Source organism: Archaeoglobus sp. (assembly GCF_017656475.1).
GTDB lineage: Archaea > Halobacteriota > Archaeoglobi > Archaeoglobales > Archaeoglobaceae > Archaeoglobus.
The window spans coordinates 1-10,861 of sequence record NZ_JACDNT010000047.1; the positions used below are offsets into that span (position 1 = coordinate 1).

At 47.0% G+C, this 10,861-nt stretch carries 12 protein-coding genes and 1 other RNA gene; 7 read left to right on the top strand and 6 right to left on the bottom strand.

Going from position 1 to position 10,861, the window contains the following annotated elements:
• The first annotated feature begins 116 nt into the window (after positions 1-116).
• Genes wtpA through H0Z19_RS10465 form a run of 3 tightly spaced genes read left to right on the top strand, consistent with a single transcriptional unit; the run spans position 117 to position 2,609 of the window.
• On the top strand, positions 117-1,127 hold the full coding sequence (wtpA, locus tag H0Z19_RS10455) for a tungstate ABC transporter substrate-binding protein WtpA (protein WP_290726405.1): 1,011 nt from the start codon (positions 117-119) through the stop codon (positions 1,125-1,127).
• Entirely contained in the window at positions 1,124-1,909 is a 786-nt protein-coding gene (locus H0Z19_RS10460) for an ABC transporter permease (RefSeq protein ID WP_290726407.1), read from the top strand. Before wtpA ends, H0Z19_RS10460 begins: the two co-directional genes overlap by 4 nt.
• Positions 1,887-2,609, top strand: a complete 723-nt coding sequence (locus H0Z19_RS10465) for an ATP-binding cassette domain-containing protein (RefSeq protein WP_290726409.1) — start codon at positions 1,887-1,889, stop codon at positions 2,607-2,609. Before H0Z19_RS10460 ends, H0Z19_RS10465 begins: the two co-directional genes overlap by 23 nt.
• Here H0Z19_RS10465 and H0Z19_RS10470 read toward each other — a convergent pair.
• Together H0Z19_RS10470 and H0Z19_RS10475 are read right to left on the bottom strand one after the other, a co-directional pair.
• Complete coding sequence (locus H0Z19_RS10470; protein ID WP_290726410.1) at positions 2,606-3,589, bottom strand: fumarylacetoacetate hydrolase family protein; 984 nt, start codon at positions 3,587-3,589, stop codon at positions 2,606-2,608. The genes H0Z19_RS10465 and H0Z19_RS10470 overlap by 4 nt on opposite strands.
• Positions 3,586-4,458 carry an MBL fold metallo-hydrolase gene (locus H0Z19_RS10475; protein ID WP_290726411.1) on the bottom strand — a complete coding sequence of 291 codons (873 nt, stop codon included), beginning with the start codon at positions 4,456-4,458 and terminating at the stop codon, positions 3,586-3,588. The genes H0Z19_RS10470 and H0Z19_RS10475 overlap by 4 nt, the downstream gene beginning before the upstream one ends.
• 113 nt (positions 4,459-4,571) lie before the next feature.
• Here H0Z19_RS10475 and rnpB point away from each other — a divergent pair.
• The 4 genes from rnpB (at position 4,572) to H0Z19_RS10495 (ending at position 7,202) form a co-directional block, all read left to right on the top strand.
• Positions 4,572-4,806, top strand: an RNA gene (rnpB, locus tag H0Z19_RS10480) — RNase P RNA component.
• Between the two features lie 34 nt (positions 4,807-4,840).
• On the top strand, positions 4,841-5,776 hold the full coding sequence (locus H0Z19_RS10485) for a MetQ/NlpA family ABC transporter substrate-binding protein (RefSeq protein ID WP_290726412.1): 936 nt from the start codon (positions 4,841-4,843) through the stop codon (positions 5,774-5,776).
• Complete coding sequence (locus H0Z19_RS10490) at positions 5,773-6,504, top strand: ABC transporter ATP-binding protein (RefSeq protein ID WP_290726413.1); 732 nt, start codon at positions 5,773-5,775, stop codon at positions 6,502-6,504. The genes H0Z19_RS10485 and H0Z19_RS10490 overlap by 4 nt, the downstream gene beginning before the upstream one ends.
• Complete coding sequence (locus H0Z19_RS10495; RefSeq protein ID WP_290726414.1) at positions 6,468-7,202, top strand: ABC transporter permease; 735 nt, start codon at positions 6,468-6,470, stop codon at positions 7,200-7,202. The genes H0Z19_RS10490 and H0Z19_RS10495 overlap by 37 nt, the downstream gene beginning before the upstream one ends.
• Positions 7,203-7,295: 93 nt before the next feature.
• Here the strand turns inward: H0Z19_RS10495 and H0Z19_RS10500 are convergent, their stop codons facing one another.
• From H0Z19_RS10500 to H0Z19_RS10515, 4 genes are all read right to left on the bottom strand, one after another.
• Positions 7,296-8,150, bottom strand: coding sequence for a universal stress protein (locus H0Z19_RS10500; RefSeq protein WP_290726415.1), 855 nt, complete (start codon positions 8,148-8,150; stop codon positions 7,296-7,298).
• 83 nt (positions 8,151-8,233) lie between these two features.
• The gene (gene mch, locus H0Z19_RS10505) at positions 8,234-9,184 is read right to left on the bottom strand and encodes a methenyltetrahydromethanopterin cyclohydrolase (RefSeq protein WP_290726417.1); all 951 of its coding nucleotides are present in this window, start codon (positions 9,182-9,184) and stop codon (positions 8,234-8,236) included.
• Positions 9,185-9,243: 59 nt separating this feature from the next.
• Positions 9,244-9,930 (bottom strand): RNA ligase partner protein, encoded by a 687-nt coding sequence (locus H0Z19_RS10510; RefSeq protein WP_290726418.1) that lies wholly within the window; start codon positions 9,928-9,930, stop codon positions 9,244-9,246.
• A 36-nt stretch (positions 9,931-9,966) separates the two neighbouring features.
• A complete protein-coding gene (locus tag H0Z19_RS10515; RefSeq protein ID WP_290726420.1) occupies positions 9,967-10,725 on the bottom strand; it encodes a MinD/ParA family protein in 759 nt (252 codons plus the stop codon).
• Positions 10,726-10,861: the final 136 nt, after the last annotated feature.

The following is a 10,861-nucleotide window of genomic DNA, read 5'->3' on the forward strand; positions in this document are numbered from 1 at the left end:
CATATTTTAGTGTTATGTTTTAGATTTATAGGTTTTGGTAATGTGGACATACCCCGAGAGAGATATAGCAAGTCTTATATACGCGATATGCTCAGCAATGCATATCGAGGTGTGGTATGAGATTCAAAGTTTTACTCCTGCTGATACTCGGGTCAATATTGCTTGGATGCTCAACTAACGAAACTGCCAATGTAACCTTAAAAGTATTCCACGCAGGCAGTTTAACCGAACCAATGAAGGCCTTCAAGGAAGCTTTCGAAGAAAAATATCCGAACGTGGTGGTTCAAACCGAAGCTGCAGGAAGTGCCGCAACGATTAGAAAGGTGACGGAGCTTGGCAGAAAAGCTGACGTCATCGCAACTGCGGACTACACGCTCATCCAGAAAATGATGTATCCTGAGTATGCGAACTGGACAATAATGTTTGCCAAAAACCAGATTGTGCTCGCCTACAACGACAACAGCAGGTATGCAGATGAAATCAATTCTCGGAACTGGTACGAGATTCTGAGAAGACCTGACGTCAGATTTGGCTTTTCCAACCCCAACGATGACCCCTGCGGTTACCGCTCGCTGATGGTCATCCAGCTTGCTGAACTTCACTACAACGACACGAAAATCTTTGATGACCTTGTGGCAAAGCACTCGAACCTTGACTTTACCGAGGAGAACGGCAGCTACATTCTCACAATGCATCCTTCGGAGAAAATTGAAGTTGACGAGAGCAAGATAATGATCAGAAGCATGGAAATGGAGCTTATTCATCTGGTAGAGAGTGGAGAGATAGACTACTTTTTCATCTACAAGAGCGTGGCCAAGCAGCACGGATTCCGGTTTGTTGAACTGCCACCACAAATAGACCTCAGCAGTCCAGATTACGCTGAATTTTATGGCAAGGTGAAGGTCGTTATGGCGAATGGTCGAGAGGTTTCGGGAAAGCCTATCGTATACGGCATCACGATACCGAAGGACGCTGAAAACAGGGAGCTTGCAGAGGAGTTTGTTAAACTTGTGGTCAGCGAGGAGGGTCAGAAAATTCTCAGGGAACTCGGACAGGATCCGGTGGTCCCGGCAATGGCTGATAATCCTAACATCCCCCAATCCCTCAAGGAGCTGGTGGAAATATGAGGCTGGTTTTCTCTGCTGTTCTGGCAGCTTTATCCTCCGTAATCCTCCTCTTCATCCTGCTGCCGATAGCCACAACCGTAACTCTCCAGTTCTTCAACTTTGATGAGTTTCTTAAGGCAGCATCAGACCCAGCCGTCTGGAGGGTAATTCTGACAACCTATTACGCCGCTCTGATTTCTACACTGATTGCTGTAGTCTTTGGCACTCCTCTCGCATACATACTTGCTAGGTACAGCTTTCCGGGGAAAGGTCTGGTTGAGGGGATCGTGGATTTGCCAGTAGTGATTCCGCACACTGTTGCTGGGATCGCTCTTCTTATCGTTTTCGGCTCCAACGGGATAATTGGGAACTTCTCTCCAGTCAGGTTTGTGGATGCTCTCCCGGGAATTGTTGTTGCAATGCTGTTTGTTTCTGTTCCGATTTACGTAAATCAGGCTAAGGAAGGGTTTGCAAGTATTGACGTCAGGCTTGAGCACGTTGCGAGGACTCTCGGCTCTTCCCCCTCAAGGGTTTTCATAACCGTCAGCCTCCCCCTCTCCATCAGGCATATTCTAGCTGGAGCGATAATGTCGTGGGCAAGGGGGATAAGCGAGTTTGGGGCGGTGGTGGTTATAGCGTACTATCCGATGATAGCTCCAACGCTGATTTACGAACGCTACCTCTCCCAAGGTTTATCTGCAGCGATGCCTGTAGCAGCGATTCTCATAGTGCTGAGCCTCGCCGTCTTTGTGGCTTTAAGAATTCTCGTGGGGAGAGAGGATGTTTCTGAGAGTCAGAGCTGAAAAGAAGCTGGGAAATTTCAGATTGAACGCCAATTTCGAGATGGACAGAGGCTACTGCGTACTGCTCGGACCTACGGGTGCTGGAAAGAGCGTTTTTCTCGAGATAATTGCCGGGATTATCAGGCCAGATAGGGGAGAAGTAAAGTTAAATGGCGCTGACATCACTTCTCTGCCTCCTGAGAAGAGGGGAGTTGGTTTCGTCCCTCAGGACTACGCCCTTTTTCCGCACCTCAACGTTTACAAGAACATAGGATATGGACTCAGGAGAGTTGAAAAGCTGGAGAGGGATAAAAGGGTGAAAGAGATAGCGGAGAAGCTCGGAATAGCACATCTGCTTGACAGAAAACCTGCAAGGCTGAGCGGTGGTGAGAGGCAGAGGGTGGCATTGGCCAGAGCACTCGTTATCCAGCCTAAGCTGCTGCTGCTCGACGAACCGCTTTCGGCCGTTGATTTAAGAACCAAAGGTGTGCTGATGGAGATGCTGAAGTTCGTTCAGAAGGATTTCGAAGTTCCTGTTCTGCACGTAACTCACGACCTTATGGAGGCGGCCTTGCTTGCAGATGAGGTGGCGGTGATGCTCAACGGGAAAATTATCGAAAAAGGAAAGCTCAAAGACCTTTTCAGGTCAAAAAATGAGGAGGTCAGTGATTTTCTATCTGCGAGAAACCTCCTTCTTAAGGTGTCAGAAATCCTCGATTAGAGTTTGACGATCGGATTTCTCAGCACACCAATACCTTCAATCTCAAGCTCGACAACATCCCCCGGTTTGAGGAGTTTTCCGACATGCATTCCACACCCACCTCCGGGAGTGCCTGAGAGCATCACCGTCCCGGGATGGATGGTCTGATCCTTTGAGAGGTGGGCGATTAGGTCGGGAATTTTCCAGTGCATGTCAGCGGTATTTGCATCACTCCAAACCTCGCCGTTAACTCTCGCAACCATTCTGAGGTTGTGCGGGTCTTTGATTTCGTCCTTCGTCACTATACACGGCCCCATTGGCGTGGCGTTGTCGAAGTCCTTGCTCTTCAAAGGCCCGAGAGGCATTGCTTTCAGCTCTATGAACTCCATGTCCCTCGCGCTGACATCGTTTACGATTGTGTAGCCCAGAACGTAATCCATTGCCTCTTCCTTCGGAACGTCCTTCCCCCTCTTTCCCACAACAACTGCAAATTCAAGCTCGTAGTCCAGAAGTTGCGTGAAACTTGGCCATATAACTGGCTCATCAGGGCCTATTACCGAGTAGGGATTCATCTTGTAGCCCACAGGCACCTGATACCACTCCTGCGGTATGCTCATACCAAGCTTCTCGAACCCCATTCTGACGTGCTCCTCGAAAGTCGAAAAGTCAACCATCAACCTCGGTTTCAGAGGTGCTTTCAGCCTTATTTCGCCGAGAAGCCATGCGACCTTTTCACCATTAGGCCCTTCAACCTCTCCGTTTCTTTCTTCAACAAAATCCTGAACTCTCTTCGCTTCCTCTATCGCCTTCTCCTCTCCCTCTAAAAACTTGAGCATGTCTGGCGGCATCAGTGCGTGAGCGACTCTCATCGCAACCGGCAATCCTTCCCTTCTTAGCAGAGCAGCATAGCAGAGTGTGAGGTCGAAGACCTTGCCATCGAAAATGAATCCGATTCTCTCCTCTCCAAACCTCTCAAAAGTTACGAGCCTAATATATCTCACCTCTCAAACCCCAGCATTTTTCTTGCCACGTCCAATACTTCGGCAAATTCAAGCTCTCTCCCCTCAATTTCAGCATAGGCTCTGGCAACGTTTCCAACTATTCTCTCTGACTCGTTCCACTTTCTGTATTCACCCAAGTCTATGTCCATAGTCGCCTCGTACCAGCTCATTCCCTTTTCGTGCCTCTTCTTTGCCTCTTCCCAGACGAACTCAAAATATTTGATTGCATCCTCTACGTGTTCTTTCCCAGCCAGTTCTCCGTGTCCTGGGATGTAGACTTCTGCATCGAGGTCAAGAAGCTCCTTCAGTGCCTTAATACTACCTCGAATTGATCCGCCCATGGCAAAAGGTGTGCAGGGGTTTGCGAAAAGCAGATCTCCGCAGAAGACGACTTTCTTTTGTGGAAGGTAAACGTAGCAATCACCCTTTGTGTGGGCAACGCCGGGATGGACGATTTTCAGTTCCTCCCCGATGTGAAGTGCCATGGTCTTCTTAAACGTCACATCTTGAGGTGTTATTTTTGCACCGCTGAAGTCGAGTTCAGGGAAAAGAGATTGGTATATTTCAACAAATGCTGTTGCAGTTTCATTTCTCGCCTCTTCATGCGCTATCGTCACAGCATCAAACATGTGGTTCGTCCACACGTGGTCTGGATGACCGTGAGTGTTGATAAGAATTCTGAAGTCCTTGTTTGTAACCTCTCTGAATTTTTCAATGGCCTCTCTCGCTCTGCTCTCGCTGCAGACGGAATCAACAACAACAGCGTACTTTTCTCCCACCACCAACCCCGTGTTACTGGCAAACCACTCTCCTCTTCCCTGTATGTAAGCGTAAACATCCTCGGCCGCTTCAACCAGTTTTCCGTACATGCTCATTGTTGAAGGAGCTAAAAAAATAGATTACTGTTTTCCCCCAGTCTTTTCAACACTCCCGACGATTCGGAAGAAAGTGTTATTAGAACTTAGGGAAAAATACTTGTAGGGAGCGGCGGTGGGCGGCTGACCGTGAGGAGGAAAGTCCCCCCACCCGCTATGGCGGAAAGCCCCCGAGAGGGGGTGGAGGAGGAACAGAAACGACACCGGAATGGGGAAATGCGATGAGTCCGAGAGGATGAGGTCACCCATTCCGGATGAAACGGCCTCCTCCCCGCCGGGTGCAACGCGTATGCGGCTCAGTCTAATGCCGCCGGAACAGAAGGGGGCTTACTACCGCCACTCCCAAAATTTTTTGAACCCACAGCAAATTTTAAGCATGCGAAGGCTGGCAATCATTCTGCTCCTTACCGTGCTTTTGATGGGATGCAGTCAATCCGAGCAGCCGGAACCGGGATACAGCCAATCTGGACAGCTGGAAAAACTCAGAGTGGGAATACTGCCAATAGAAGACTCCCTTCCCATAGTGGTTGCGGACGAGCAGGGATTTTTTGAAAGGAACGGGCTTGACGTTGAGGTGATTCAATTCTCAAGTGCTGTTGAGAGGGATGCCGCGCTAACTGCTGGAGAGGTTGATGCGGTCGTAACCGACCCGCTCGCGGTGATACTGCTGAGAGACAAAGGTTACGACGTTAAAATCGCATCCCTGTGCCTCGGAAAGACGCCCAAAGAGGGTGTTTTCGCAATACTCGCCTCACCTAACTCGGAAATCGAGACTGTGGAAGATCTGAACGGAAAGGAGATAGCTGTGTCGCTTAACACGATAATAGAGTACGCACTGGACGTCATGCTGTCTGAATACAACGTAAGCTACACCAAAGTCTCCATCCCGAAGATACCGGTGAGAATGCAGGCTCTGCTGAACGGAAACATTGAGGTTGCAGTCCTGCCAGAACCTCTGGCTAGCTACGCCGTCAGCAAGGGAGCCAAGTTAATCCTGAGCGATGCGATGCTGAACGAAAGCATTACCCAGACGGTCATAGTCTTCAGAGGGGATGTTGAGAAGGAGAAGGTTCAGAAGTTTCTGGAAGCGTACAGAGAGGCTGTGAAGGAGATAAACTCGAATAAGGAGAAATACAGAGAAAAGTTCATCGAGATTGCACGAGTTCCAGAAGATATTGCAGGAAGCTATCCAATTCCAGACTACCCGGAACCGCAGCAGCTACCAAAGGAGTACTACGACCGGTACCTTGAATGGGCCATTCAGAGAGGGCTGATTGAAAAGGATGTGCCCTACGAAGAGGCCATCATATGATTTCAGTAAAGAACGTTACAAAATTTTTTGACGACTTAAAAGCCCTCGATGGCGTAACCTTTGAGGTTGAAAGAGGAGAAAGCTGTGCCATTATCGGCCCTTCAGGCTGCGGAAAGTCAACACTTCTGCTGATTATTGCAGGAATCCTCAAACCCTCAGAAGGAGAAGTAAAGGTTGATGGCAATGCTGTGAATTCCCCTCTGAGAAGTGCTGCTTTAATTCTCCAGGACTTCGGACTCTTTCCGTGGAAGACTGTTTACGATAACGTTGCTCTCGGTTTGAGGCTCAGGGGTGTTGACAGAGAAACTGAGAAAAAGAAAATTAAAGAACTCCTTAAAAAATTTGGTCTTATTGGCTTTGAGAGGGCCTATCCCAAGCAGCTTAGTGGTGGGATGAAGCAGAGGGTTGCCATAGCCAGAGCAATTGCCATTGAGCCCCAAATTCTTCTGATGGACGAACCCCTCTCGTCGCTCGATGCTCTGTCAAGAGAGGAAATGCAGAACTTTCTCCTGAAGCTATGGAAGGAAACAGGCACGACAATGGTTCTGGTGACGCACAGTATAGAGGAGGCCGTGTTTCTTGGAAAAAAGATAATCGTTCTGACAGAAAGGCCTGGGAAGATTAAAGCAGTTGTGGAGAATGAGGAAGCTGGAGATGAAAATTACAGGCATGAAGAGGTGTTTTTTGAAAGATGCAAGCTTCTGAGGCAAATTATAAGGGCTACCTGATAACTCTGCTCTCCCTGCTCTTTCTATGGGAAATTGCAAGCTACTTGCTTAGTAATCCAGCCCTACCTAACCCAGTTGATGTGCTGGCTCTGATGATATCTCGCAGAGAGCTATTAAGCCACACGGCGGTGAGCTTACTCAGAGTTATGTATTCCCTTGCCCTAGCCCTCTCTCTTGCCTTTCCTGCCGGAATATTCAGCCGCGAGAAGGTTGTTGATACTGCCGTTTCCCCAATAATCTACCTTCTCTATCCAATCCCGCATATAGTTCTTCTTCCTCTCTATATCCTCATTTTCGGAATAGGTGACCTTTCGAGAGTTCTGCTCATCGCAACCATCCTTTTCTTCCAGATTGCAGTTACAACCAGAGACGCGGCAAAGCAGGTGAGTGAGTACTACATATACTCGATATTGTCACTGGGAGCGTCAAAGTTTGATGTCTACAGGCACGTCATCATCCCTGCAGTCATGCCGAAAATCATGACGGCTTTGAGAATAAGCATAGGGACAGCGATAGCGGTCTTGTTCTTTGCCGAAAGCTTTGCCACGACGAGCGGGTTAGGATATTTGATAATCGATTCCTGGAGCAGGGCGGATTACAAGATGATGTATGCAGCAATAACCACAATGGCCCTCCTCGGCTTCATTCTTTACGTTATTGTGGAGAGCGTTGAGAGGAGAGTTTGCAGGTGGCTCTAACTTTTGGTTTTGACTTCAATCAAAATTTTAAGAGGAAATTCTCTTCGAAAGACCCAGTTGTTAAATTAAGCTTAAAAAAGTCCTAATCGCATCCTAATCGCATGGCACTATAAGCACCGGCAAAACCGAGTTTCTTATGACTATCTCAGCAGTGCTGCCCATCAGCAGTTGAAGTATATTTCGTCCTCTTTTCCCGATTACGATCAGCGTTGCATTCATTGAGGGAGCCGTCATGAGTATCTCTTTAGAGGCATCTCCGCTGTGAACAACAACCTCACATGGAAAGTCAAGTTTATTGGCAATCTCATTTAGCTTCTGGATGGCTTCCTGCGTAATTTTCTCCAATTCACTCGCTTTTCCGTAGTCCACAACATGCATTAGTATCGCCTCTTTCACGAATTCCTTAAAAAGCTCTGTAGACTGGATTATTTTTTCAGTGCACTTCGAGAAGTCTAAGGCAAGCAGCGGACGGTCAAAAACTCTCCTTGCATCCCAGTAACATTTAACAGCTTTTTTACCTCTATCCCACTCGTATCTTACCATCAGAACCGGTTTTTTGGCAATCCTTGCAACGTTCGCCGCGGTAGAACCAATAAGCATCTCTCTAAGGATGTTTTCACCCTTCATTGGCATGTAAATTAGATCCACATTTTCTTCCTCTGCAATCTTTGCAATTTCCAAGGCAGGAGTTCCAAGCCTAACAACTCCTCTTGCGTTTATTCCCATTTCTCTGAATTCGGCGGAAATCTCTTCTATTTTATCCATATACTTTTTCTCAAGTTTTTCTGCAACTTCCAGTTCCTGAGGAGACTGCAGGTCAACATCAAGGGCGTGGAACAGAATAAGTTCATGTGCGGCACCTGTTGAAAAGAATTTTGGAATGCAGTTACCGAATGCATATTCTGAGACTAAGGAAAAATCAACCGGAAACAGAACCTTCTTTATCATGAACCATCACCTCCTGTTGAAAAAACGATTTTAAAACTTAAAAATTTTCTGCAAAAACTTTATAAATACAAAATAAAAAAGAATTACTCCTCCAGAACAATCTGGTAGGACTGGAAGAGGACTTCAGCGTTCAGCTTCCCGTGGACATAAGTTTTGCCCGTCTCAAGGTCGTTTACTGCAATCTGCGCTGGAGCGAAGAGGTTCGGGTCGATCTTGTAGAAGTCGTAGTTTGCAGCCTTGAATATTTCGTAGAACGGTTTGCCGTAATCCCTGCTTGTGCAGCTTGGCACATTCTTAAGTATCTCGTCGTACTTCTTGACCGTCAGGAACACGCTTCCGTAGTACATCATGCTGTCGTTTGTCGAGCCCATGGCCTTGAGGTCATTCTCAAGAATTGGCGAAATCGGACACCTTCCAGCACCGCTGACGATGAGCTTCGGATCATATCCGATCTCATTCATCTTGAAAATTGCCGTTTCGACGATCCTTCCTGAAATCTGCACACTTCCGACGATTGAAGCTGTCGGAGCTACAAGGGCGTAGACGTTCTCAGGATCAACGTCACATTCCTTGGCTATGTATTCTACAACTTTCTCATCCGGAAGCTTGTTCGCTTCGAGAGCGATTACAGCCACATCCGCATCATCCTCGTACTCTATCCTCTCGTAGGTCTTCTTTGGCTTCAGGGCGAGAGCCCTTGCAGGGCCGCTTCCCATTGCAAAGTACTTGTCAACCTGTATCTGCCATCCAGCCTTCTGGCTTCCAAGGCAGGCAATAGCCGGATGATCGGTGTACTCGGTAACGAATGCAAACGGCACATCGTTGATCGTGTCTACAACGATGTCAACGTCTGCCAGACCACCCATGCAGATCTGTGTGTACATTATTCCAGCATCGTAACTTCCCGGCACGTTCACTCCGCAGTCCACAACAACAGCGCCGTTTTCAAGCTTTTTAGATTCAATTCTCAGTTCTTCTTCATAATCCAGCATGTCTTCAACGATTTCTGCTGCAATCTCATTCACACTTAGCATCTTACCACCTCAAAAGACCACTAACATTGGAGTTTTTATTTTTTATCTTTTAATCTTCTTCACTCTTCTTCTTCATTCTCAAATTTTCGCACAATATTTTCAGAACCCATAAGCTTGAGGTACTCTTTCAGCATGCGCGGAAATTTTGCAGCCTCAACGAATCTCAAGCCGAGTCTTTCACTCCACTTTCTTATTCCAGCGTCGCTGCTAACAACACCTGCCTCCAACTCCTTGGCCAGAAGGAGGACATCTAAATCAGGCGCGCTGTCAAGGATACCCTGTCTCATCACCGCCCTGTACTTGTCCCTGAACTTGGAGATTAGAGCCCCAATCTCATCCTCAATCTTGCTCTTGTCCTCAAGCTTTGCCGTTATTGCGGACGATTCGAGAATGAACTCTTCAGCAAGCCTTCTCCCTCTGTTCATCTTCTGTCTTACGGTGATTATGTATTCGTAAAATATTGCGGCAGGAATCTTGACTTCGTACCTGTTCGGAGTTTTTTTCACAAGCCAGGTGTCGAGCTTAGTGAAAATATCCTCATCACATCCATATCTTTTCAAAAAGCTTGTTAACTCGGTATAAACTGATGGATATGGAATGTAGCAGCTAATATCAAGTTTAAGCCTTGCAAGAGCTATGAGGTCCAGAACTTCAGCAGCAGATTCACACAGAGACTCGTAACCCTCCTTAATTCTCAGTCCTGCATCAGTTATTGCAGTTGTGTCCAGGACGAACCTCTGCCTCATTCAACACAAAATTCACACGACAATATAAGTAGTTTCTCATGGACACAGGGCCTTGAAGAGTCTGCTCCTCGCAGCGAGTTCTCTTCTTTCACCCTCAAAACTTCCTACCCAAACTGAAATTGCATCTGCAACCTCATTAAGTATTTTTGAAGGCTTACTCATCGGAGACGAGAAAATTATCGGGCTGCCAGAGGCCATCGACTTTTTCACAGCTTCATCATACGGGATTTCTGCAATAACGTTACCGATGAGAGCATCCACATCATCAACCTCAACTTCTCCGTCTCTCTTTTTGTTTACAACAACACCCACAAAGTCTGCCTTCAGTCTTTCGGCAATCCCGGGTAATGGAAGAGATGCCTCAAGTGATTCAACTTTGGGTTCCGTTACAGCCAAAACAGAGGTGGATGCGTAGATGGCCAAAACTGATTCCTCACTAAGACCGCCTCGAATGTCAAGAAAAAGAATGTCTGCCGATCCTGCCACCATATCCAGCAAACCTTTCAACTCAGCTTTTCGAAATTCTCTGATGCCCATACCGGCAGGTATAACTTCAACTCCTGAAATTCCGCTGTAAATGATGTCCTCGATAGATGCAAAACCATCAAGCACGTTCTTTGCCGTAAGAGGAATGTCGTCAATCCTGCAGAGAGAAGATAAGGCATTTAGAGAGGGATCAAAGTCTATAACAGCGACTCTGTAGTCTTTTTGAGCCATCAAAACCGCCAAATTGACGATCAACGTCGTTTTCCCTTCCGACCCCTTTCCTGAAACCACCACAAATACTTCTTTCATCGATAATGTCTTATTTTTAAAATAATTAAATTTTGTGATAGTGTTTTCCAGCAAACAGAAACAAACAGAAAACAAAAACGGAAAAGCATTTTAAATCTCCTTCCCACTCAGCCTTCATGCTACTCCTCGAACACGA